The organism is Halorubrum halophilum, assembly GCF_000739595.1.
Lineage (GTDB): Archaea > Halobacteriota > Halobacteria > Halobacteriales > Haloferacaceae > Halorubrum > Halorubrum halophilum.
Genome location: NZ_BBJP01000017.1, coordinates 1 through 22,903 on the forward strand (window position 1 = coordinate 1; position 22,903 = coordinate 22,903).

Below are 22,903 nucleotides of genomic sequence, written 5' to 3' on the forward strand. Positions count from 1 at the left end.
GGGTCCCCCCCCCCCCCCCCCCCCCCCCGGGGGGGGTTTTCGCCCCCCCCCGCCCACCCCCCCGCCAATGGCCCCCGCCGAAGACGACATCTCGATCGAGGAGAAGCGCGTGTACGCCGGGACGGCGGGCCGCACCGACGCGTACGTCGCCACCGAGAGCGGCGTCGTCCGGGTGGCGCTCTCGGCCGACAAGGTCGGCGCGTTCGACATGGTCGCCCGCGAGCCCGCCCGCGATGTCGCGGTCCTCGCCCGCGACGACGGTCCGGATCTCGTCGGGATCGCGACCGCGGACGGCCTGCACGTCGCCGTCGTCGGTGACGATCCCGAGTTCGAGCCCGCCGACCCGGCCGGCTCGAAACCGCTCGTCGCCGTCGGCGTCTACGACGACGCGTTCCTCGCAGCGCGCGATGACGGCGAGATCAGCCGCATCGAGGTCGGTAACGGCGTCGCAGATCCGGAAGCGATCTCGATCGGAACCGTCTCGCAGCCGCGTGCGATCGATGGCCCCCTCGTTGCGGCCGTGGACGGAGTCTATCAGATCTCCGGGAGCGACAGTGCGAACGAGTCCGACACTCTCACCTCCGTCGGCCTCGACGACGCCCGCGACGTGGCGGGAGCGGGGATGCCCCTCGCGGCGACCGCAGCCGGCGTCTACTGGCTGGGGAACGGCTGGATGACGGCGCTGGAGGGCGACGCCACCGCGGCCGCCGCCGACGGCGACGGCCACGCGATGGCGGTCGTCGACGGCGACCTGGTGGTCCACGAGAGCGACGTCGACGGGTGGGACACCGAGACGTGGACCGCGGCGGACCTCCCGGTCGACGAGGAGCCGGTCGCGCTCGGCTACGGTCCCGGCGTATCGGTGGCCGTGACTGACGCCGGCACCCTCTGCGTCGACGCCGGCGACGGTTGGCGTCACCAAGTCGTCGGCGTGCGGGGAGTGGCCGGCGTCGCGCTCGCAGTCGTGGAGTGAGAAAGTGAAAACCGCTACTGCTCGACTCTAGAGATCGAAGCGGTCGAGCGTCATGACCTTGCTCCACGCGTCGGCGAAGTCCTGCACGAACTGCTCCTCGCCGTCGGCGGCGCCGTAGACCTCTGAGACGGCGCGGAGCCGGGAGTTCGATCCGAAGATCAGGTCCAGTCGCGTCGCCGTCCAGTCGACCTCGCCGGTCTCGGGGTCGACGAGTTCGAAGACCTCCTCGTCGTCGTCGACGGGCTCCCAGTCGCGGTCGAAGTCGAGCAGGTTGACGAAGAAGTCGTTCGTCAGCGTCTCCGGCTCGTCGGTGAACACGCCGCGGTCGGAGCCGTCGTAGTTCGCGTCGAGGACGCGCATCCCGCCGACGAGCACCGTCATCTCGGGGACGGTCAGCTTCAGCAGTTCAGCCGTATCGACCATCTCGTGTTCCGGCTCGTTCGGGAGGTTCTCACTGAAGTAGTTTCGGAAGCCGTCTACCTCCGGTTCGAGCGCCTCGAAGGACTCCGCGTCGGTCTGCTCCTGCGTCGCGTCGACGCGACCCGGCTCGAACGAGATGTCGATATCGTAGCCGGCGTCCGCGGCGGCCTGCTCGACGGCGAGGTTGCCGCCGAGGACGATGAGGTCCGCGAGCGACACGCGCGTGTCGTCGTTACGGGAGTCGTTGAACTCGGCCTGAATCCCTTCGTAGGTCTCCAGCACGGACTCCAGCTCCTCGGGGTTGTTGACCTCCCAGCTGCGCTGGGGTTCGAGGCGGATACGCGCGCCGTTCGCGCCGCCGCGCTTGTCGCTGTGGCGGAACGTGGACGCGGACGCCCACGCGGTCTTGACTCGCTCGGAGACCGAGAGGTCGGACGCCGCGATCAGGTCTTCGAGCTCGGCGACCTCCGCCTCGCCGACGATCTCGTAGTCGGCGTCGGGGAGCGGGTCCTGCCAGAGCATCGTCTCCTCCGGGACCTCGGGACCGAGGAACCGCTCCGGCGGGCCCATGTCGCGGTGGATGAGCTTGTACCACGCCTTCGCGAACGACTCCTGAAACTCGTCGGGGTCGTCGCGGAACTCCTCTAAGACCGCCCGGAAGTCGTCGTCGTGTTTCAGCGCCACGTCCGTCGTGAGCATCATCACGTCCTCCTTGTCGGAGGGGTCGTCGACACCGGGGGCGGCGTTATCGAGCTCGTCGTTCTTCGTGGTCCACTGCCACGCGCCGCCGGGACCCTTCTCCGGCTCCCACTCGTAACTGAGCAGGTTGTTGACGTAGCTCAGGTCCCACGCGGTCGGGGTGGCGTTCCACGGTCCTTCGATCCCGCTGGTGATCGTGTCGGGGCCCTTGCCCTCGCCGAAATCGTTGTCCCAGCCGAGGCCCTGCAGATCGATCGGAGCGTCCTCGGGCTCCGGGCCGAGGTGGTCGCCGTCGTCGGCGCCGTGGACCTTGCCGAAGGTGTGCCCGCCGGCGATGAGCGCGACCGTCTCCTTGTCGTTCATCGCCATGTGGCTGAACGTGTCGCGGATGTTGTTCGCGGACCCCTCCAGATCGGGCTCGCCGTTCGGCCCCTCCGGATTCACGTAGATGAGGCCCATGACGGTGTTCCCGAGCGCGTCGTCGAGCCGTCCGTCCTCCTCGAAGCGCTCCGACGAGGTCATCTCCCAGTCGTCTTCGGGGCCCCAGTCGACGGCGTCGTCGGGCTTGAAGTCGTCCTCGCGGCCGCCCGCAAAGCCGAAGGTTTCGAAGCCCATCGACTCGAGGGCGACGTTCCCGGTGAGAACGATCAGGTCGGCCCACGAGAGTTTGCGACCGTACTTCTGTTTGACGGGCCAGAGCAGTCGCCGCGCCTTGTCGAGGTTGACGTTGTCCGGCCAGCTGTTGAGCGGCGGGAGCCGCTGTCGCCCGCCGGAGGCGCCGCCGCGGCCGTCGTGCGTCCGGTACGTGCCGGCGCTGTGCCACGCCATCCGGATGAACAGCGGCCCGTAGGTGCCGTAGTCGGCCGGCCACCAGTCCTGCGACGTCGTCATTACCTCCTCGATGTCCTCTTTCACCGCCTCGAGGTCGAGCTCCTCGAACGCCTCGGCGTAATCGAACTCCTCGTCGATCGGGCCGGGGTTACCGGCGTGCTCGTCGAGGACGTCTAGGTCTAGCTGGTTCGGCCACCAATCTGTGTTGTCTCTTGGCATTATGGTTGAAGTGCTGTGGTTGCGTCGTTCCTAACCGCACCGAAAGCGTCTGCAGAGGGACTCCATCGGTCGAAAACGGGCGACCGAAATCCGGTACCGGCGGCGCGAGAGCGACCGGCGCGCGGAGATCGATAGCGTCCGTTCCAGAAGCTGGAGTCGTCACGCATTCGGCGTCATCGTTTCTTTATCGACGTCAAATAAAAAGCTGGCTACTGTCCGCCGTGCCATTTATTAATTAGAAATTAATTTTCGACTTCATAAATAAGACTTTAAAAAGTGAAAACACCCCCATTGTGGCAGTTCGCGTTCCCGACCCACTGGGGTCGTTATTCCCCGTCGGCACGCGGGTCGAACTCCCCGCGTCGGATCCCCGATCTGACGGGGTCGTGTTCCGCGTCGGTCGGCGGCGGCGCGGTGACGAGCGACGCCTCCAGTCGCTCTCCGTCGCTCGCCCTCACGCCGCGCGCGGTCCCCGCCTCCACGACGACGACGTCGCCGGGTCCGACCGATCGCTCCGTCTCGCCTTCCCGGACGGTGCCGGAGCCGGAGCGAACCGTGATCGCCACGTCGCTGTCCGGCGCGTGGACCGGGATGAACTGCCCCGGCTCGAAGTAGCCGCAGACGACCTTCATCCGGTCGCTCCGGAACACCTCGCTGGTCGAGAACCGCTCGTCGTCGTAGTCGCGCTCGGCGTCGAAGTCGGTCGCCGGCACGTCACTCACCCCTCCTGACGGTCGGTGTGCGGTAGTCCCTGTCGATGCCTGTCGGCAGATCGGATGCGGTATCGATCACGGTCGAGCGTTGGCGGCCCGCGGGCGAGTGCGTGTCCCCGAACGTATTCGGCTCAACACGGAATCCGCCACGTCCCGACTCTCCGATCGCATGCCGAAACTCGACGTCCGCGAGATCCCGCCGGTGAATCGCCACGACAAGATCCACGACGAGTTCGACGAGATGGATCCGGGCGAGACGCTCACGATCGTCAACGACCACGAACCGAAGCCGCTGTACTACGAGATGGCGGCCGAGGTCTCCGCGTTCGACGAGGAGGCGTACGAGGTGCGGCAGAACGCGCCCGACGAGTTCGTTGCGGAGTTCCCGAAGACGGAGGTTTGAGGCCGTTACCGGGACGCGAACGCGTTTTTGAGATCGAAGCTACGCCTCGCCGAGGTCGAACAGTCGACGGATCGCCCGCGTTCGCATTCGGTCCCGCTCTTCCGGCCGCTCGATCCGGGCCGCCTGCTCCAGCGTCTGCTCCGGCGCTGCGGTCAGTTCCTCGACGAGCGCGGACCCGAGATCTCGGACGATCTCGCGCTGCTCCTCGGTGAGGTCGCCGCGTGCGTCGAGCGCCGAGATCGCCTCGTCGACCTCGTGCCGTTCGATCTCGTCGGTTCGACGGCGGAGCCGCCTCCGGAGTCGCTCCGGATCGAGAGGCGGGTCGGATCGCTCCAGATCGAGAGGCGGGTCGGATCGGTCTGGCTCCGACTCGGACCGGGCGACGGTCCCTTCGGACCGGTCGGTGCTCATACCCGAGGGTCGGTCGGCGCAGGGGAGTGTGTTCTCCCGAACGTATTCGGCGGGTGATCGGGTCCCACGAACACCCCCGAACATGTTCTTTCGGTAGGGTCTTCCGTCGGAACGAAGTGTACCGATCCGATGCCCGATTCCCAGTCGATCTACGCAGACATCGGTGGCCGAGAGGCCGTCGAAGCCGTCGTCTCGGACTTCTACGACCGCGTCTTCGACGATCCGGTCCTTGAACCGTACTTCGAGGGCGTCGACCGCGAGGCGCTGTACGCCCACCAAGTCCAGTTCATCAGCGCGGTCGCCGGCGGCCCGGTCTCCTACGAGGGCGCGGACATGCGGGCGGCCCACGAGGGGATGGGAATCACCGAGGAGGCGTTCGGGCGGGTCGCGACCTTCCTCGCGGAGGCGCTCAGAGAGCACGGCGTCGATGAGGAGAACGTCGAGACGATTCTCGATGAGGTCGGCGCGCTCGAACCGGACGTGGTCGGCCAGTAGGCGGCTTCGGTCGTCCATCTCGGTGATCCGACGGGTTCCGTGCGCCTCGTCGGAGGCCTGCGAGGAGTTGACATCCTCCCCGCCCTTCAGGGCGGGGCTTTCGCCTTGTAACGTGCATAACTACTTGGCCCATTGTCACAGATAGGACGTGTATGGGAGGACCAGAAAACGCGCCTGCTCGACAAGCCCCCGAGGGGACGGGAAACCCTCCACCGCGGTTAGCGGAGGATCGGTTCTATCGGGCGCTTACTTCGCTTCATCGCCGACGGCTGCTCTATTACTTGCTCGAACACGAGGAACGCACCGTCGAGGAGATCGCGTCCGTCCTCAGCGGCTGGGAAGCCACGACGACGGGGACGATGTACACGTCGGAGGACCGATCGGCGATCCGCCTCCAGCTCCTGCACAGCCACTTGCCGCAACTCGCGGACGCGGGACTGATAGAGTACGACTCGAACGGTGACACCGTCCGTCTCGAATCGCTCCATCCGCGGGTCGCGCAGGTCATCAGGCAGAGCGTCGAGGCTGAACGGTCCGACGAGTCAGCGTGACGCCCGGCTCCCTCCTCTCCGGGTTTCGGAGAGAGCGGCATCGGGTGATCGTCTACAGGAGCGGTGACCGACTCGACATCGAGACGTGGCTCGCCGACCACGGCGTCGCCGTCGAGTCGCGATCGCTTCCGGCGGGCGGCCCGAGCCCCTTCATCGAGATCGAAATCGACGGGGAGGTAACGGGCATCATCGGCGTCGACGCGGTCGAGATGCTACTCGAATCGCCGATCCGTCGTCCGGGCGACCGAGACGAGATATCCGAGGGGTACCGAGCGCTCTTCGCGATATTCGATCGGACGGTGTTTTCCGGGATGGATCGTCGGGAGCTCCTCGCGGTCAGTCGCGAGATCGAAGACCGCGCCTTTCGGGTCGGAGCGGGAACCCTGTCCGTGAGTTTTCAGCGGGCCTCGGCGTTCGAGTCCCAGTCGGAGGTTTATCGGGCCCTCGGCACCGAGACCGCCCTCGATGTCCGCGTGTACGGCGTCGAGGACTGGACGCCGTCGGGGGTCCCCGGGATCACCTATCACGCCGACGTGGAGGCGAGGCTCGACCCCTACTGGGTCATGGCGTACGACGGCGGCCCGGACGAGGATCAGGCCTGCGGCCTGGTCGCCGAGGAGAACGCGGACGGGTACACCGGGTTCTGGACGAACGACCCGGCCACCGTCGAGGACATCTCGACGGCGTTCACTGTGGCCTAATCCGGGCTGGAACTCGGCCACCGGACGGCCGGAACCCGAGCGCCTCGGGTCGCGGCCGACATGCACACTCAAGTCCCCGCCGCGAGAGGTGCCGCCATGGACACCGAACGGTTTCTGTTCGTCTCCGCGGACGCCGCGCTGATCACGGACCTCGCGTGGCAGGTCCACCGCGAGGGCCACGACGTGAAGTACTACATCGAGGCCGAGAGCGACCGGGAGATCGGCGACGGCTTCGTCCCCAAGACCGACGACTGGCGCGCCGAGGTTGAGTGGGCCGACGTGATCGTCTTCGACGACATCTGGGTCGGTTCCGACATCGGCACGGGGGAACTCGCCCAGGAACTCCGCGAGAAAGGGAAAGCCGTCGTCGGCGGGACGCCGAACACCGATCACCTCGAAGAGGACCGAGGATACGCGATGGAGATCCTCGAAGACCACGGCGTGAACACCGTCGAACACCACATCTTCGACAGTTTCGACGCGGGGATACAGCACGTCCAAGAGAACCCTGCACCGTACGTGATCAAACCGCTCGGCGAAGTCCAGAACGTCAAGCGCTTACTGTACGTCGGGAACGAGGACGACGGCAGCGACGTGGTCGACGTGCTGAAGGCGTACAAGAAGGCGTGGGGCCACCGGATGAAGGGCTTCCAGCTTCAGCGGAAGGTCGAGGGCGTCGAGATCGCGATCTGCGGGTTCTTCAACGGGAACGAGTTCATCGATCAGGTTAACTTCAATTTCGAGCACAAGAAATTATTCCCGGGAAACATCGGTCCTTCGACCGGCGAGATGGGGACCTCGATGTTCTGGGCGGGTCAGAACAAGCTGTTCAAAGAGACGTTCGGGAAGATCGAGGGCTGGCTCGCCGACGAGGGGTACGTCGGGAGCATCGACATCAACTGCATCGTCAACGAGAATGGGATCTACCCGCTGGAGTTCACGCCGCGGTTCGGGTACCCGACGATCGCGTTACAGGAAGAGTCGATCGAGTCGTCCACCGGTCGGTTCTTCGCCGACCTCGCGCGCGGCAACGAGCCCGCGGTCGACGTTCACAACGGATACCAAATCGCCGTGCGAGTCGTCCTCCCGCCGTTCCCGTTCGACGACGAGAAGACGTACGACGAGAACTCGCGGAACGCGGCCGTGGTGTTCGAAACGGAGAGTCGGGAAGGCATTCATCTCGAAGACGCGAAGCAGGTCGACGGCCAGTGGCGCGCCGCCGGCGACAACGGGATGCCCATCGTCGTGACCGGCAAGGGCGAGACGATGCAGGCCGCGCGCGAGCAGGCGTACGACCGGATCGACGACATCGTGATGCCCAACATGTACTACCGCGACGACATCGGCGAGCGCTGGGTCGACGGCGACGGCGATCGGCTGCAAGCGTGGGGCTACCTCGGACCGTGATCGATAGCGGGAGTAGGTGAATCAGTGCGGTTGATCGGTTGTTTATAAGTGACCAAGTGGTGTTGCTGTCGGCTGTTTATAAGTAGAAGATGGATCTGCGGTGAACACCTCCAAAGCCCCAGCCGAGAGGGCGGCGCAGGCGACGTAAGCACTGGAAGGAGCGAGTGCAACGAGCGACTGAAGCGCGCAGCGAGCGTGCGCCGCCCTCTCGGCTGCCCCTTTGAGACCCACCCGCCGTACCGCAACCGCAGCCTCACGCCTCCCCAGCCTCGTCGGCCGCCCTCCGCGTTGCTCCGGGCGACCGACTCCCTCGCGCGGCGCTCCTCGCGCCCGTTGGGCGCTCGGAGGCGCGCGCCACCGCACAGCCGCGTTCATTTATAAGTGATCGCCGAAGTGGTTCACGGTCATTTAAATATCGCGCTGCCGCCACCGATCTGCGTCACGCACTCCCGCCATCGCTCGCGCGATCAGACCGAGGAACCGCGAGGTGAGTGACGCCGGCCGACGCGTCTCGATCGACGGGCGCCCCTCCACGGCCTTTTAACGATCGGGGCCCACTACTCGCGGTATGGCGAAGTACTCGACGGGCGGTGGCGGCGGCGGCGACGACGGCGACGCCTGCGAGCTCTGCGGGCGCGAGACCACAGACCTCGGGCGGGCCACGGTCGCCGGGGCGAAGCTCCTCGTCTGCTCCGACTGCCGCCCCCACGACGACGCCGGCAACGCTCCGAGCGGGCACGGCGGATCGAGGTCGGGCGGGAGCCAGGGCGGCAGCTCGGGCGGCAGCCCCGGCGGCGCGAGCGCCGACTCGAGCGGCCCGGAGAGCCGGAAGAAGGAGCTCGCCCGCAAGCAGGCGAAGATGTACGACTCCGCGACGGGCGACTCAAAGCACTGGGAGGAGGGCGGGACCAACTACGAGTCCGACCGGCTCCCGTACCTCGTCTCCGGCTACGGCGAGACGGTCTCCGAGGCCCGGCAGGACGCCGGGCTCACCGTCGAGGAGCTGGCCGAGGAGCTCGACGTCGACGAGGACGACCTGTTCGCAGTCGAGGACGGACGGGCCGCGACCGCCAACGTGGGCGGCTCCGTCGTCCGCGCCCTCGAAGAGCGACTCGGTGTGGATATCGTCGACGAGTAGTCCGAGCGATGTCGCGAACGCCCTCCACCTCCCGCCGCCGCGCGCTGGCGCTGGCGGCCGGGGGAACGCTCGGAACGCTCGCCGGCTGTCTCGGCTCGTTCGACCCGACCGGTGAGGACGGGAGCGACGGCGACGGCTCCGACGACGAGTTCACCGACACGACCGACGCCCCCGAGCCGGAGTACGGCCACTGGTTCGCTGGCGGCGTCGACTACGCCGGGACGGTCGACCGGCGCGGCGAGGACGAGGTCGCGATCACGGTCGGCGCCGGCGACGGCTTCCGGTTCGACCCGGCGGCGGTGTGGGTGGACTACGACACGACGGTCCGCTGGGAGTGGGCCGGCGACGCCGGCCTGCACGACGTGGTGACCTATGACGGTCCCGCGGCGATCGAGTCGGAACTCACCGACGAGGCGGCCCACGAGTACGCGGTCACCGTGACCGAGGCCGACGAGGGGATCACCCGGTACTCCTGTCGTCCCCATCAGGCGATCGGGGAACAGGGGGCGCTCGTCGTCGGCCCGGAGATCGAGTCGTACGTCACGGAGTACGACACGACTCCCGTCGACTACGGCGACTGGTTCGCGGAGACGCCGGCCGCGTCGGGAACGCCGGGCGTCGCGGAGACGGAGAGCCCGCTCCGGCGGGACGCGGTCACCGTCCGCGTCGGCGGTCCCGGAGGGTACGACCCGGAAGCAGGCGAGTGGGAGACGGCGCCCGTCTACGACACCCCCGCGCTCCGGGTGACGCCCGGGACGACCGTCAGGTGGCGCTGGATCCCCGGCGCGGGCGAACACAGCATCGTCGCCGAGGACGGCTCGTTCGAGAGCGACCTCGTCGCCGTCGAGGCCGCCGCTTCCCCCGACGAACAGGAGGACGAGCACGTCTTCGAGCACACCTTCGAGGAGCCGGGAATCCACGAGTACGCGTGCGAACGCCACCGCGACGACGGGATGCGCGGCGCGGTCGTCGTGGTCGCGTCGCGGTACTGACGCGGCGGGGAGCACCGGTCCGACCGTAAGCTGCCCCGACTGCGAGCCGAAACGACCAATTCCGCGGCGGTCCACCGTCGGGTAATGAAGGCGATCAAGGACAGCGTCCACGGCCACGTCCGGCTCGGCGACCTCGCGGCCGAGCTGGTCGACACGCCCGCCTTTCAGCGGCTTCGGCACATCAAACAGCTGTCCACCGTCCGGCTGGTGTACCCCTCCGCGAACCACACTCGCTTCGAGCACTCCCTCGGCGTCTACCACCTCGCGCGCGGCGCGATAGACGGGCTGGGCCTCGACGACGACACCGCCGACCACGTCCGCGCGGCGGCGCTCCTCCACGACGTGGGCCATGGCCCCTACGGCCACCAGACCGAGGGGATCATCCGGCGCGCGACGGGCCGCGACCACGACGACATCGCGTGGCTCCTGACCGACGCCGACCGCGAGGTGTGCCAAGTCCTCGAACGCAACGGGCTGGACCCGGAGCGCGTCGCCTCGCTGATCGCGGGAGAGGGCGGGCTGGGCGCGCTCGTCTCGGGCGAACTGGACGTGGACCGGATGGACTACCTCGTGCGCGACGCCCACCACACCGGCGTCCCGTACGGCACGGTCGACACCGGCCGGCTCGTCAACGAGCTCCGGCTCGCGGGGGACGATCGGTCTGGCAGGTCGGGCGGGACCGCCGGATCCCCGCCGGTCGACCCCGAGAACGCCGAACTGGTGCTCGCGGAGGGGAACGTCCCGACCGCCGAGAGCCTGCTCGTCGCCCGGTCGCTGATGAACGCCGTCGTCTACCGCCACCACGTCTCGCGGGTCGCCGGCGCGATGCTGGAGCGCGCCTGCGAGCGCTACCTCGATCGGACGGACACCGACGCGACCGATTTCCGCCGGATGGCCGACCACGACCTCCTCGTCGCGCTCCGCGAGGAGGTCCCCGCGCTCGGGGAGCGGATCGAGCGCCGCGACCTCTACAAGCGGGCGGTGTGGGTCGGGCTGGAGGACGTGCCGGCGGGCACCGTCGACGCCGGCCACGGCGAGGAGCGCGCGGCCGAACGCGAGATCGCCGCGGCGGTCGGGCTCGACCGCGACGCGGTCGTCGTCGACGTGCCCTCTCGTCCCGGCCTGAAGGAGTCCGGCTCGACCGTCGTCGTCGACGGCGTCCCGCAGCGGCTGGAGGACGCCTCCGAGCTGGTGGCAGGGCTACGAAGCGCCGAGCGCCGCCGCTGGACGCTCGGGGTCTACTGCCCGGCCGAGCACGTCGACGCGGTCGGCGAGGCGGCGCGCGACGCCCTCGGGCTCCGCGGTGCGGGAGGCGGCGCGCGGACGTAGCGGCTCAGTCGTCGCGCGGACGTAGTTCAGTCGCTTTTCGGCGCCGGAACCGCGAACACCGGCCGGTCGGCCCCCAGAATCACGTCTTGGGTCACGCTCCCGAAGACCGCCTTGCCGGTCGGGCGTCGCTTCCGGCCGGAGACGCAGATCGCGTCCGCGTCGACGTCGGCCGCGGCCGCGAGCAGCTCGTCGGAGGGATCGCCGCTCGCCTCGTAGTGGACGCAGCTGATCCCGGCCTCCTCGAGGATCTCGCGGGCGCGCCGCACCGCCGATATCTGGTGGACTGAGGCGCCTTCGGGGTTATCCTGAAACACGTGACACAGGTGCGCGGTCACCGCCCCCTCCTCCGTCGGGAGGTCCGCGATCGCTTCCGCCTGCGCGACCGCACGGTCGTCTTCCGCGTTGTCGATGCCGATGAGCACGTCGTACATGGTCATCCGTTCGATTACCGGACGTTTGAATGTTTACCTCGCGCACGGTGGCGCGGGGAATCCTGCTCTCACGAGGGCAGGCTTCCTGTTTCGATGACGTGACTTGCAGACACAGACTCAAACTGAGTTGTGTCCGTAGCGGCCACAGTCTCTACAGGCGTTGATTCGGGCCATCCCAGCCCTAGTTCAGAAAAGCCTCTCTGCAAGACGTTCATCGCCGCATTCGCGTCCCTATCTGTCTCAAACCCACACGCCGGACACGAATGGTCCCTGACCCAGATCGGCTTCGCTGTCTCCACACCACACGACGCGCACTCCTTTGTCGTCCCTCTTGCCTCGATCTGAACGACGTGAGCCCCGTAGAGGTCGGCTTTGTATTCGAGAAGCGTGATGAACTGTCTCCACGCCACATCTTGCTTGTTTCGAGCGTTCTCGTCGCCCTGAAGCATACTCTGGATGTTTAGGTCTTCCACGAACACTGCGTCGTACTCTCTTACGAGCCACGTCGTAATCTTGTGCTGGTAGTCAAGCACCTTCCGGCGAATGTGGCGTTTGATCGTGGCGACCCTCTGGCGTTGTCGCTCGTAGTTGTTCGATCCGTGTTGCTTCCGCGAGAGTTTGCGTTGCTCGCGGCGAAGACGCTCGTAGTCGTCTTCGAGATCAAGCCACTCTACGGTTTTGCCATCCGATGTGTGGATGTAGTTCTGGATGCCGAGGTCGATCCCAACGCTGTTGCTCGCGTCCAGCGAGTCTACGTCGGGTTTCTCGGGCAAGTTGGCGTCGTCAGTTTCCAGACCGAAGGAGACGAACCACTCGCCAGTCGTCTCTTTTTTGATCGTGACCTCTTTGATCGTGGCGTGGTCAGGAATCCGACGAGAGTACCGGATTTTCACCCACCCGATTTTGCTGAAGCGCACGTATGCGTACTTGTCGTGGCCCCCCTTTTCATCGAGGTCAAAACCAGACTGGTTGTACGTCACGCTTCGGTACTCGGTAGGTGATTGTCGTTTGAGCCGACCAACGTTGTACCCTTTCTCTTCCTTTTTACGAAGGTTCGAGAGGTTACGGTGGAAACGAGCGACGGTGGCTTGTGCGGCTTTCGAGTACAATTCACCGAACACCGGCCACTTGCGTTTCCACGTGGGGAGTTTGTTGTTCTGGTCGTACTCGTTCGGTTTGTCGTCCTCGGGACTGTTCGTGTAGTCCCAGCGGACGTGGTTGTAGAGTTGGCGATGAACGTCTAGATGGTATTCCAGATCAGCCGCTACCTCTTGTGTCGGGTAGGCGTGGTAGCGGTGACTGTATTCCATCGCTGTCTGCTAATCATCGATATATTCATTTAATGGTTTGTGTCACGAGTTGTCGGCTTCATCCCCGACCACGGTGGGTCGAGGTATTCGTCTCGCGGACCGGTATAAATCGTGCCGGCCGTTCCAAATTTCGGCAACGGTCCGGATTCCGGTAGATTGGACGTTTTCGACGACGCACGCCGCTTTTATCCCGTGCCGACGAACGTCGGCGCATGATCACGGTCAAGGACACCGTCCACGACCACATCGAGATCGACGGCGTCGCCGCCGATCTCCTCGACACCCCCGCCGTCCAGCGCCTCCGCCACGTCAAACAGCTCGGCACGGTCCAGCTCGTCTACCCCTCCGCGAACCACACCCGGTTCGAGCACTCGCTCGGCGTCTACCACCTCGCCAGCCGGGCGCTCGACCACCTCGGGATCGAGGGGAAACGCGCGGACCGGATCGAGGCGGCGGCCATGCTCCACGACGTGGGGCACGGCCCGTTCAGCCACAACCTGGAGTCGCTCACGCATCGCCGCACGGGGAAGTACCACGACGACGTGGACGAACTGCTCGCGACCGGCGCGGTGGGTGAGGTGCTCCGCGACCACGACCTCGACCCCGACCGGATCGCCGGGCTCGTCGCGGGCGAGGGGCCGTACGGCGGGCTCGTCTCGGGCGAACTCGACGTGGACCGGATGGACTACCTCGTGCGCGACGCCTACCACACCGGGGTCCCGTACGGCACCATCGACACCGAGCGGTTCGTCCGGGAGCTGACGTTCGTCGACGCCGGCACCGGCGAGAACGAGCTCGTCCTGGACGAGGGGAACGTCCAGACGGCCGAGAGCCTCCTGCTCGCTCGCGCGCTGATGAACCCGGTCGTCTACACCCACCACGTCGCGCGCATCTCGAAGGCGATGTTGCGCCGGGCCGCGAGCGACCTCCTCGACGCGACGCCGACGACCGCGGCAGAGCTCCGACGGATGGACGACCACGACTTCCTCGCAGCGATCCGGAGCTGCCCGGAGACGACCGATCTCTCCCGGCGCTACGACGAGCGCGACCTCTACAAGCTCGCGGTGTGGGCCGAGTACGACGACGTCCCCGAGCGCGTCCACGAGGCCGACCACGACGCCGAGACCGAACTGGAGCGCGAGATCGCCGAGGAGGCCGGCGTCGCCCGCCAGCACGTGATCCTCGACGTCCCCCCCGAGCCGTCGATGCGGGAGTCGACCGCGCGCGTCACCGTCAACGGCGAGGTGCGCCGGTTGGAGCGCCAGTCCCCGCTCGTCTCCGCGCTCCGGACCGCCCAGCGCAACCAGTGGCGACTCGGCGTGTACGCTCCCCGACCCGCGACCGACCGCGTCGGTCGCGCCGCCGCCGACGTGCTCGGCCTCGACCCCGACGGGCTCGTCGCGGAGGTGCGCGGCGCGATGCCGACGACGCTCGACGAATTCCACGACGGGACGTGATCGAGGGGCCGATCCCTGTCGTGACCTTTTACTCCGGCGCCGGCGACCCGCGAGTATGAACCTTGAGGGGACCGTTCTGATCGGTCCGGAGTTCGAGCCGGTCGAAGGCCGGGTCGTCGTCGCCGACGGTGAGATCGTCCGGATCGAGGAGGAGTCGGTCGAGAGCGACGACGTGATCCTCCCGGCGTTCGTCAACGCCCACACCCACATCGGCGACTCGATCGCCAAGGAGGCCGGCGAGGGGCTCTCGCTCGACGAGCTGGTCGCGCCGCCGGACGGGCTCAAACACCGGCTCCTGCGCGAGGCGAGCCGCGAGGAGAAGGTCGGCGCGATGGCGCGGAGCCTCCGGTACATGGAGTCGACCGGGACCGGCACCTTCCTCGAGTTCCGCGAGGGCGGCGTCGAGGGGGTCGCCGCGCTCCGGGACGCGGTCGCGGGCGAGGGCGTCGACTTCGGCGAGCGGGCCATCGAGCCGGTCGTGTTCGGCCGCGACGACCCGGACGTGCTCGCGGTCGCCGAGGGGTACGGCGCCTCCGGCGCCCGCGACGCCGACTTCGACGCCGTGCGCTCGGAGGCCCGCGAGGCCGACAAGCTGTTCGGGATCCACGCCGGCGAGCGCGACGCCGACGACATCAACGCCGCGATGGATCTGGACCCCGACTTCCTCGTCCACATGGTCCACGCCGAGGGGATCCACCTCGAACGCCTCGAGGACCGCGGGACGCCCGTGGTCGTCTGCCCGCGCTCGAACCTCGTGACCAACGTCGGCGTGCCGCCGATCCGCGACCTCGCCGAGCGGACGACCGTCGCGCTCGGCACCGACAACGTCATGCTCGACTCGCCGTCGATGTTCCGCGAGATGGAGTTCGCCGCGAAGCTCTCCGATCTCCCCGCCCGAGAGATCCTGCGGATGGCGACGGTGAACGGCGCGCAAATCGCGGGGCTGAACCGCGGCGTGGTCGAGCCCGGCGCGGACGCGGACCTGCTCGCCCTCGACGGCGACTCCGACAACCTCGCCGGCGCGCACGACCTCGTCCGCGCGATCGTCAGGCGCGCCGGCGCGGCGGACGTGTCCCGCGTCGTGATCGGCGGCGAGCCGGCCGGGAGAGAAACGGTTTAGTCGCTGGCTCGTTCCCGTCAGGGCATGCACGCGATCACTCGATCCGGCTGGATCGAGGTCATTTCGGGGTCGATGTTCTCGGGGAAGACGGAGGAGCTGCTCCGGCGCCTCCGGCGTTCGGAGATCGCCGGCCAGTCCGTCGCGGTGTACAAGCCGGCCGTCGACGACCGCTATGGCGAGACGACCATCGGGAGCCACAACGGTCGGCAGTGGGAGGCGACCGTCGTCGACAACGAGGGCGACGGCCCCCTCGCGATCCTCGACGACGACCCGTACCCCGAGGTGGTCGCGATCGACGAGGCGAACTTCTTCTCCGACGCCTTAGTGGACGTGTGTAACGCGTTAGCGGACAACGGGACGCGCGTGATCGTCTCCGGCACCGACCAGACGTTCCGCGGCGAGCCGTTCGAGCCCCTCCCGGAGCTGATGGCGACCGCCGAGTACGTCGACAAGCTGCAGGCGATCTGCTCGCAGTGCGGCGAGCCCGCCTCCCGGAACCAGCGGCTCATCGAGGGCGAGCCGGCCCACGTCGACGACCCGACGATCCTCGTCGGCGCCGAGGAGTCCTACGAGGCGCGGTGCCGCGACTGCCACGTGTTGCGGACCGGCGAGCGCTCGGAAGCGGAGCGGGCGTACCTGACCGACGACTGACGGGATCGGCGGAGGAGGATTCCTACCGCTCGTCGGTCGCACGACGGTAGGCCCACAGGTGTCCGTGCCCCTCCGGTAAGTCGACGGGGCGGTACGTCCGCAGGAGGACGCGGCCGTCGGCGAGGGCGATCCGCTCGTCGTCGACGGGCTGTCGCGCGCCGACGATCGCTTCGATCCGTTCGACGAACGACTCGGGGTCGTCGAACAGCTCGCTCATCTCGACGGCGAACTCCGCGCAGTCGCGACCGATCGCCGCGGCCGGGTCCCCGCCGAGTTCGAAGAGGTCGTACAGGCGGCGGTTGACGCGGAGGACCCGCCTGTCCGCGTCCTCGGCGAGCACCCCGACCGGGAGCGTGTCGAGCACGGTCGACAGGACCGCGTTCGTTCGCTCGACCTCCTGCTTTCGGTCCGTTCGCTCGGTGACGTCCTCGAACTGCGAGAAGACGCGGATCACCTCGCCGTCGCCGTCGGTCACGACCTGGTTGTGCCACGCGCAACGGATCCGCTCGCCGTCCGCGCGCACGTTCTCGTTGACGCTCCGGTAGCCGCCCTTATCGGAGAGGAGCCCCCGTTCGACCGCCGCGACGTGGCGGTGGAGCTCCTCGGGGACGAAGCGCAGCCACGTCCCGCCGACCAGCTCCGACTCCGAGTAACCGAGGATCTCCTCGGCGGCCGGGTTGGCACGGACGATCCGAAACGCCTCGTCGTACTCGATCGTGCCGAGCGGCGACTGCTCGATGAACCGCGAGAGCCGCTCTTGACTCGCCGCCAGCGCCGCCCGCGAGCGGGACTGATCGACCGCGTTCCGGACCCGGTTCGCGAGCACCGTGTACTGGTCGGTCCCCGAGCGCTTCTGGATGTAGTCGGTGACGCCGGCGGAGATCGCCTCGCTGGCGATCTCCTCGCTCCCCTTCCCGGTGAACAGGACGAACGGCACCGTCCGGTCGCGCTCGCGGACGCGTTCGAGGAAGGCCAGCCCGTCCGTGTCGGGCATCTCGTAGTCGCTGACAACGCAGTCGATCGACCCGGACTCGACCGCCTCGAGCGCGGCGTCTACGTCCGTCTCCGAGCGAACCTCGAACGCGTCGTCGATGCGTTCGAGGTAGGTCGCTACCAGATCGAGGAACGCCGGCTCGTCGTCGACGTGCAACACTCGGACGACCGATTCGCGATCCTCGTGCGGACGGAAGACCCGATCCGACATTGCGATACACTACCACGACATCGTGGAAATACGTTCGGGTGGCTCCGCGGACAGTCTCCGCTCCAGAATTTTCGGTCCGAAACGGTCGGTCAATGCGGGCCGCTTCTTGATCGATAGCGGGAGTATGTGTACCAATTCGGTTGATCGGCTGTTTATACGTGATCGAGTGGTGTTGCTGTCGGCTGTTTATACGTGATCGACGACTCTGTGGTGAACACCTCCAAAGCCCCAGCCGGCGAGGCGGGCGCACGCTCGCTGCGCTCCTCACTCGGTCGCTCACGCTGTTCGCTCCCTCGTTGTGGTGCTTGCGTCGCCTGCGCCCGCCTCGTCGGCTGCCCCTTTGAGTCCCGCCCGACCGCACGGCACCGCAGCCTCACCCCTCCCCAGCCTCGTCGCTCGCTTCGCTCGCGACTCCCTCGCGCGGTGCCATTCGCGGCCCTCCGGGCCGCTCACGGGCACGCGCCACCGCACACCTCTTTATAAGCGATCGTCGCTGTCGCTCATGTCTTTTTAAACACTAGATCGCCGCCACCGATCTGCAACACCCACTTCCCGACATCGCGCACAGCTGTGTCCGTACTGATCGCTACGGGGCCGGAGTATCGGTAGCTGTGGACTTCAACAGCGCCGTCCGGACGAATTCGCGTTCGGACCCGCAGATCTCCTCGTCACGCGGCGACGGCGTCGCCGTTGGGAGCCGCTTCGTCGACCGCCTCGTCGTCGTCGGCTGTCGCCACCCGGTACAGCCCGACGAGCGCGGCGAGCACGATCACCGCGCCCTCGGCACGCGTAGCGACGTACACCCACTGACGCGGCTCCGCCTCCCCGGCGTTGCGGTACATCGCCTTCGTCCACGCGCGCACGATCGCTTGCGGGACGAGCGTTTGGACCAGTCCACCGATACCGGCGACCAACAGCAGCAGGGCCTTCATACCTCCCCTTCGGGGGGTACGTGCAAAAACGATGCGGCGCGCGGTCACGCCGGCGCGATTCGCGCCCAGAGCGTGTCACACCGGCTCGGCCGCCGAGAGGTAGCGCCGGCAGGTGTCGGCCGCCCACTCGCGGACCGCTGGCGCGTCCGACCACAGCAGCGCGGCGAGCCCCCGCTCGTCGAAGAGACCGACGCCGGCGCGGTCGCCGACGAGGAGCACCCCGATTCGTGAGTCGCCGCTGTGGCGGTACGCCTCGACGCCGTGGTCGGCGAGGATCGACCGGATCACGGCACCCGAGGGGCCGGTGAGCCGGTTCGCGGCCCGCCCGGTGAAGACGAGTCGTATCGTCCTGCTGTCGGCGCCTTCGTTATCGATATCTTCGATCGACCCGACATCGCCGCCGTTCCCCAGCAGCCGCCGCGCGAGGGAGGGATCGGCGCGAGGCACCACCCCGACGACGGAGTTACCCGCGCCGACGAGCGCGGGGATCCGGGCCGCCGGTCCGGGGTCGTCGCCGCGCTCGGCGAGGTCGGAATCGCCATCGAGGAGGGCACCGCCGTCGCCGTCGACCGCTTCGGCAACCAGTTCCCGGAGAACCGATCCGGGCGTGTCGCCGTCACTCATCTGTTCGCTGCGCGACCCCCTCATCGCCCCCGTCGCCCTCGTCCGGACGAGGCGGGTACGTCTGCCGCCCGCCGTGCGATCGCCGCGCGAGCAGCCGAGCGGTCGCGCGGCGGCGGTCGCCCGGGCGCTCCTCGGTCGTCTCGTCGTAGTACAAGACGGTCAGCCCCAGCCCGGCGCGGAGGAGCTCGTTGGCGGCGTAGCGGTACCGGTCGTCGCTCGGACCCGAGGGCGTCGCGTCGGCCGACCGCAGGTGCCCCTCGACGAACAGGTAGCCCCCGGGCGCGAGCGACTCGGTCAGGTCGGCGAACCGGTCGAGCGCGTGGAAGAAGCTCATCGCGACCACCTCGTACGTCTCGGTCGGGAAGCCGTACGTCGAGGCGTCGGCCTGAATCGTCTCGATCCGGTCGGCGACTCCGCACTCGGCGGCGCGCTCGCGAACGATGGAGAGCCCCTCGCGGGAGGCGTCGAGGGCGTCGACCGCGTAGCCGGCCTCCGCGAGGTAGACCGCGTTGCGTCCGGTTCCGGCGGCCACGTCGAGCGCGCGGCCGTCGGGGATCGCGGGCTCGTACGAGCGCAGGACGGCGGACGGCTCCGGGGCGCGGGGGTAGTCGCCGGACGCGAAGCGGTCGTCCCAGTCGGTCATACCGGCGCTTGCGGCGCGGCGAGCGTAAACCCCACGGGCGTGAGGGCTCACAGCGAGGACATGGACGAAAGCGGGAGCGGGGAGGAGATCGGCGAAACGGAAGAGATCGACGAGTCGGCGCCGATCGAGGAGACGCTCGGCGACCTGTTGACCGAACGCGGGGAGACCCTCGCGACCGCGGAGTCGCTGACGGGAGGGCTCGTCGGGTCGCGCGTGACCGACGCCCCGGGAGCGAGCGCCTACTTCGACCGCGGGTTCGTGACCTACGCGTACGACGCCAAACGCGAGCTGCTCGGGGTGTCCCGCGAGTCACTCGACGCCGAGGGCGCCGTGAGCGCGCCGGTCGCCGAGCAGATGGCGGCGGGTGCGCGCGACCGTGCCGACACGACGTGGGGGGTCGCCACGACTGGAATCGCCGGGCCGGACGGCGGCACCGAGGAAAAACCGGTGGGGCTCGTGTACGTGGGCGTGGCCCACGCCGCGCCGTGGGGGACCGAAGAGTCGTTCGTCCGCACGGAGCGGGTCGTCCTCGACGGCGACCGTTCGACGGTGAAACGGAAGGCGGTCGACACCGCGCTGGACGCGCTCGTCCGAACAGTTCGCGAGATCGACGCCGGGGAGTGACGCGGTCGGCTCGGCGGAAGGCCGAGTCGGTCGCACCGCTCAATCGATGTACGCGTGCCCGACGACGGCGACGAGCAGGGCGCCGACGACGATCCACGCGAGCGGCTCGACGGCGAGCAGCCGGATCGGACGGGCCACAGACTCGTCGAAGCCGAACAGCGCCCCCGCCGACAGCGCGCCCGCGAACACGAGCGCGACGACGACGCCGGAAACGCCCAGAAGCAGGGTTTCGGTCCGGTCCATATCACGGATCCGCGAGGGATGTATATAAGCGGATCTCCGCGGCTCTTCGATCCCACGTCGTTCCGTCAGAAGAGCCAGGGCAGGGATTTGAACCCCGGAAGTCTCGATTACAAGTCGAGTGCATGAACCGCCCATGCTCCCCTGGCGCAGGCGGGCGTACTCGGTCCTCCTATGAGTGCGTGTCGCTTTCCGCGAAGGTCACCCAACGTGGCGGCGACGCCGTGTCGCGGTCAGTCGCTCGCGTTGCCGCCGTCGCCGTCGCCGTCGCCCGCCGCCAGCGACTTCGTCAGCTCCACGCGGTGCGGCTCGTATCCCTGTTCCGCGTAGAACTCGCGGGCGCGATCGTTGGCCGCGAGCGCCTCCAAGGCGACGGTCTCTGCGCCTGCCTCGCGGAGGGCTCGCTCGGCCGCCTCCAGCAGGTCGGCGCCGACACCCTCATCGCGACGCTTGGGAACGACGAACAGATTGCTCACGATACCCCGTGTTCGCTCGCGCTCGTAGCCGCCGTGGTCAAGCTCGAACCCGACGAACCCGACCGGCTCGTCGTCGCCGTCGCGCGCGAGGAAGAGTTCACCGGTGACGACGGAGCGTGCGACCCATTCGCGGACCGTCTCGCGGTTCCCCTCAGCGAGCAGCGTCGACCCGTGTTCCCGCTGCCCCTCGGCGAGCGCGATCCACAGGTCTGTGACCGGGTCGACGTCGTCGGCGGTGGCGGGCGTGACGCGCACGCTGTCGCTGTCGGCCATTCGATCGGCCTTCGGCGCGCTGGGCGTTTGAGCCTACCGGCGGCCGAACCGTGCGGTTCCTCGCGTCGCCGAATCACACCTCGCGGCACTCGGGGCAAACCGCCTGCCCGTTCGCGCTCACGAGGTCGGGGACGAGCGCCCCGCAGCTCTCGCAGACGCCCTGGGTCGGCGAGCCGGACGCGTCGGTGGAGGACGCCTCCACGGCGGGATCGACGCCGCCGTCAGACCCCAGCATCGCCGCGTCGCCGCGTCGGGGGTCGCCGGTCGTGTCCTCGTCGCCGATGGGGTCGCGGGCGCCGTTCCCGGTCCGAGGGGCGCCCGCGGCGAGCACGTCGCCCGCGGTGACCACTCCGACCGCCTCGCCGTCCTCGACGGCGACGACCCGGTCGACACCCTCCGCGACGAGTCGCTCCTCGACGGCGGCCAGCGCGTCGTCGGGCGCGGCCGTCGGGAGCGGCGGTCCCATGACCGCGCCGACCGTGAGCCCGCGGTCGTCGTCGTCGCCAGATCCGACCTCCGCGTCGAGGAGCGCGCTGAGGGCGTCCCGACAGCCCAACCGCCCGACTGACTCGCCGCCCCGGAGGACGACGAGGCAGTTCGTCCCCTCGTCGACTAACAGCGCCGCCGCGTCGCGCAACGGGTCCGACTCGCTCACGCCGAGGAACTCGCGGTGCATCACGTCGCGAACCGTGGTGTCTGTTCGCATGACACGTGATTCCGCAGCAAACGGCTAAAAGGTGCCCCCGGTATCGTTATACGTATTCCCCGCGTAGGCAGCCGGTCGGTCCAGAAACGCGGAAGACCCCGAGAGATCGGAGCCTCCTCGCTGGAGCCCCCTCGCCTGAGGCCCTCAGCGACTGAGGCTCGTACATGACGACAACGAAAAGGAGCCTTCAAACCCTCTGGCGCCCGAGCCGGGAGTATGACCATTCCCTCGTTCGTGATCGGGATCGCGGGGGGGACCGGCGCCGGGAAGACGACCGTTTCCCGGCTCGTGACCCGCGATCTCGGCGACAGCGTCACCCGCATCCCGCTGGACAACTACTACGAGGACCTCTCGCACCTCGATTTCGAAGAGCGCCAGTCGGTCAACTACGACCACCCCTCGGCGTTCGAGTGGGAACTGCTCAGAGAACACCTCGAAGCCCTGCTGGAGGGGCAGTCGGTGCAGATGCCGCAGTACGACTTCGAGATCCACAACCGGAAAGACGAGCGCGTCGAGGTCGAACCGACCGACGTCATCGTGCTTGAAGGAATCCTCTCGCTGTACGACGAGGAGATAAACGACATGATGGACCTCCGGCTGTTCGTCGAGACCGACGCCGACGTGCGGATCCTCCGCCGGATCCGCCGGGACGTGATCGACCGCGGCCGCGACCTCGAAGGAGTCATCGATCAGTACCTCTCGACGGTGAAGCCGATGCACGAGCAGTTCATCGAGCCCTCGAAGAAACACGCCGACGTGATCATCCCGGAGGGCGCGAACAGCGTCGCGGTGAACCTCTTAGAGGAGAAGCTCCGCGCGGAGGTCGAAGGCGACGCCGTCCGAAGTTGGGAACGCGGGAGTCTGGAGGAAGAACTCGGCGAGAAACGCTCGCTCGACATGGACGACGACTGAGGGGACCGGATCCGTCGC

At 68.0% G+C, this 22,903-nt stretch carries 26 protein-coding genes and 1 tRNA gene; 14 read left to right on the forward strand and 13 right to left on the reverse strand.

Annotated features, from left to right (window positions below):
* The first annotated feature begins 67 nt into the window (after window positions 1-67).
* On the forward strand, window positions 68-973 hold the full coding sequence (locus ACP96_RS06325) for an HVO_0234 family beta-propeller protein (protein WP_050032693.1): 906 nt from the start codon (window positions 68-70) through the stop codon (window positions 971-973).
* Between the two features lie 27 nt (window positions 974-1,000).
* Here ACP96_RS06325 and katG read toward each other — a convergent pair whose 3' ends face one another.
* Window positions 1,001-3,142, reverse strand: a complete 2,142-nt coding sequence (gene katG / locus ACP96_RS06330) for a catalase/peroxidase HPI (protein WP_050032694.1) — start codon at window positions 3,140-3,142, stop codon at window positions 1,001-1,003.
* 326 nt (window positions 3,143-3,468) lie between these two features.
* Window positions 3,469-3,855 carry a cupin domain-containing protein gene (locus ACP96_RS06335; protein ID WP_050024549.1) on the reverse strand — a complete coding sequence of 129 codons (387 nt, stop codon included), beginning with the start codon at window positions 3,853-3,855 and terminating at the stop codon, window positions 3,469-3,471.
* Window positions 3,856-4,024: 169 nt separating this feature from the next.
* Between ACP96_RS06335 and ACP96_RS06340 the strand changes: the two genes are divergently transcribed.
* Window positions 4,025-4,258 (forward strand): DUF2249 domain-containing protein, encoded by a 234-nt coding sequence (locus ACP96_RS06340; protein ID WP_050032695.1) that lies wholly within the window; start codon window positions 4,025-4,027, stop codon window positions 4,256-4,258.
* Window positions 4,259-4,297: 39 nt separating this feature from the next.
* Here the strand turns inward: ACP96_RS06340 and ACP96_RS06345 are convergent, their stop codons facing one another.
* A complete protein-coding gene (locus ACP96_RS06345; protein WP_050032696.1) occupies window positions 4,298-4,669 on the reverse strand; it encodes a glutamyl-tRNA reductase in 372 nt (123 codons plus the stop codon).
* A gap of 129 nt (window positions 4,670-4,798) precedes the next feature.
* Between ACP96_RS06345 and ACP96_RS06350 the strand changes: the two genes are divergently transcribed.
* From ACP96_RS06350 to ACP96_RS06380, 7 genes are all read left to right on the forward strand, one after another.
* Window positions 4,799-5,164, forward strand: a complete 366-nt coding sequence (locus ACP96_RS06350; RefSeq protein ID WP_050032697.1) for a group I truncated hemoglobin — start codon at window positions 4,799-4,801, stop codon at window positions 5,162-5,164.
* Between the two features lie 152 nt (window positions 5,165-5,316).
* Window positions 5,317-5,715: a DUF7344 domain-containing protein gene (locus tag ACP96_RS06355; protein ID WP_449272136.1), complete on the forward strand. Its 399-nt coding sequence runs from the start codon at window positions 5,317-5,319 to the stop codon at window positions 5,713-5,715.
* A complete protein-coding gene (locus ACP96_RS06360; protein WP_050032698.1) occupies window positions 5,712-6,416 on the forward strand; it encodes a DICT sensory domain-containing protein in 705 nt (234 codons plus the stop codon). The genes ACP96_RS06355 and ACP96_RS06360 overlap by 4 nt, the downstream gene beginning before the upstream one ends.
* Before the next feature lie 96 nt (window positions 6,417-6,512).
* Entirely contained in the window at window positions 6,513-7,823 is a 1,311-nt protein-coding gene (locus tag ACP96_RS06365; protein ID WP_050032699.1) for a phosphoribosylamine--glycine ligase, read from the forward strand.
* Between the two features lie 568 nt (window positions 7,824-8,391).
* On the forward strand, window positions 8,392-8,961 hold the full coding sequence (locus ACP96_RS06370) for a helix-turn-helix domain-containing protein (protein ID WP_050032700.1): 570 nt from the start codon (window positions 8,392-8,394) through the stop codon (window positions 8,959-8,961).
* Window positions 8,962-8,969: 8 nt separating this feature from the next.
* Window positions 8,970-9,953, forward strand: coding sequence for a plastocyanin/azurin family copper-binding protein (locus ACP96_RS06375; protein WP_050032701.1), 984 nt, complete (start codon window positions 8,970-8,972; stop codon window positions 9,951-9,953).
* An 84-nt stretch (window positions 9,954-10,037) separates the two neighbouring features.
* Window positions 10,038-11,282, forward strand: a complete 1,245-nt coding sequence (locus ACP96_RS06380; protein ID WP_050032702.1) for an HD domain-containing protein — start codon at window positions 10,038-10,040, stop codon at window positions 11,280-11,282.
* A 26-nt stretch (window positions 11,283-11,308) separates the two neighbouring features.
* On the opposite strand, the gene ACP96_RS06385 is transcribed toward ACP96_RS06380, so the two are convergent.
* Both ACP96_RS06385 and ACP96_RS06390 read right to left on the reverse strand, forming a co-directional pair.
* A complete protein-coding gene (locus tag ACP96_RS06385; RefSeq protein ID WP_050023533.1) occupies window positions 11,309-11,713 on the reverse strand; it encodes a universal stress protein in 405 nt (134 codons plus the stop codon).
* Window positions 11,714-11,781: 68 nt separating this feature from the next.
* A complete protein-coding gene (locus tag ACP96_RS06390) occupies window positions 11,782-13,023 on the reverse strand; it encodes an RNA-guided endonuclease InsQ/TnpB family protein (RefSeq protein WP_050023524.1) in 1,242 nt (413 codons plus the stop codon).
* Window positions 13,024-13,235: 212 nt separating this feature from the next.
* On the opposite strand from ACP96_RS06390, the gene ACP96_RS06395 reads away from it, so the two are divergent.
* From ACP96_RS06395 to ACP96_RS06405, 3 genes are read left to right on the forward strand one after another with little or no spacing between them, the layout of a single operon-like run.
* Entirely contained in the window at window positions 13,236-14,480 is a 1,245-nt protein-coding gene (locus tag ACP96_RS06395; protein WP_050032703.1) for an HD domain-containing protein, read from the forward strand.
* A gap of 55 nt (window positions 14,481-14,535) precedes the next feature.
* Window positions 14,536-15,600, forward strand: a complete 1,065-nt coding sequence (locus ACP96_RS06400; protein ID WP_050032704.1) for an amidohydrolase family protein — start codon at window positions 14,536-14,538, stop codon at window positions 15,598-15,600.
* 24 nt (window positions 15,601-15,624) lie between these two features.
* A complete protein-coding gene (locus tag ACP96_RS06405) occupies window positions 15,625-16,251 on the forward strand; it encodes a thymidine kinase (protein WP_050032705.1) in 627 nt (208 codons plus the stop codon).
* Between the two features lie 22 nt (window positions 16,252-16,273).
* On the opposite strand, the gene ACP96_RS06410 is transcribed toward ACP96_RS06405, so the two are convergent.
* The 4 genes from ACP96_RS06410 to ACP96_RS06425 form a co-directional block, all read right to left on the reverse strand.
* Window positions 16,274-17,455 (reverse strand): PAS domain-containing response regulator, encoded by a 1,182-nt coding sequence (locus ACP96_RS06410; protein WP_050032706.1) that lies wholly within the window; start codon window positions 17,453-17,455, stop codon window positions 16,274-16,276.
* A gap of 668 nt (window positions 17,456-18,123) precedes the next feature.
* On the reverse strand, window positions 18,124-18,387 hold the full coding sequence (locus tag ACP96_RS06415) for a hypothetical protein (protein WP_050023518.1): 264 nt from the start codon (window positions 18,385-18,387) through the stop codon (window positions 18,124-18,126).
* Between the two features lie 75 nt (window positions 18,388-18,462).
* Window positions 18,463-19,011 (reverse strand): transcriptional regulator FilR1 domain-containing protein, encoded by a 549-nt coding sequence (locus tag ACP96_RS06420; RefSeq protein WP_050032707.1) that lies wholly within the window; start codon window positions 19,009-19,011, stop codon window positions 18,463-18,465.
* Window positions 19,004-19,654, reverse strand: coding sequence for a class I SAM-dependent methyltransferase (locus ACP96_RS06425; protein ID WP_050032708.1), 651 nt, complete (start codon window positions 19,652-19,654; stop codon window positions 19,004-19,006). The genes ACP96_RS06420 and ACP96_RS06425 overlap by 8 nt, the downstream gene beginning before the upstream one ends.
* Before the next feature lie 60 nt (window positions 19,655-19,714).
* Here ACP96_RS06425 and ACP96_RS06430 point away from each other — a divergent pair, with 60 nt between their 5' ends.
* Window positions 19,715-20,278, forward strand: a complete 564-nt coding sequence (locus ACP96_RS06430) for a CinA family protein (RefSeq protein WP_050032709.1) — start codon at window positions 19,715-19,717, stop codon at window positions 20,276-20,278.
* Window positions 20,279-20,317: 39 nt separating this feature from the next.
* Here the strand turns inward: ACP96_RS06430 and ACP96_RS06435 are convergent, their stop codons facing one another.
* The 4 genes from ACP96_RS06435 to ACP96_RS06450 all read right to left on the reverse strand — a co-directional run bounded on the left by ACP96_RS06435 (window position 20,318) and on the right by ACP96_RS06450 (window position 21,973).
* Entirely contained in the window at window positions 20,318-20,521 is a 204-nt protein-coding gene (locus ACP96_RS06435; protein ID WP_050032710.1) for a hypothetical protein, read from the reverse strand.
* A gap of 72 nt (window positions 20,522-20,593) precedes the next feature.
* A tRNA-Thr gene (locus tag ACP96_RS06440) sits at window positions 20,594-20,667 on the reverse strand.
* Between the two features lie 84 nt (window positions 20,668-20,751).
* Entirely contained in the window at window positions 20,752-21,267 is a 516-nt protein-coding gene (locus ACP96_RS06445) for a GNAT family N-acetyltransferase (protein ID WP_050032711.1), read from the reverse strand.
* A gap of 73 nt (window positions 21,268-21,340) precedes the next feature.
* Window positions 21,341-21,973 (reverse strand): CBS domain-containing protein, encoded by a 633-nt coding sequence (locus ACP96_RS06450; protein ID WP_050032712.1) that lies wholly within the window; start codon window positions 21,971-21,973, stop codon window positions 21,341-21,343.
* 216 nt (window positions 21,974-22,189) lie between these two features.
* On the opposite strand from ACP96_RS06450, the gene udk reads away from it, so the two are divergent.
* Window positions 22,190-22,885 carry a uridine kinase gene (udk, locus tag ACP96_RS06455; protein ID WP_050023488.1) on the forward strand — a complete coding sequence of 232 codons (696 nt, stop codon included), beginning with the start codon at window positions 22,190-22,192 and terminating at the stop codon, window positions 22,883-22,885.
* Window positions 22,886-22,903 lie beyond the last annotated feature (18 nt).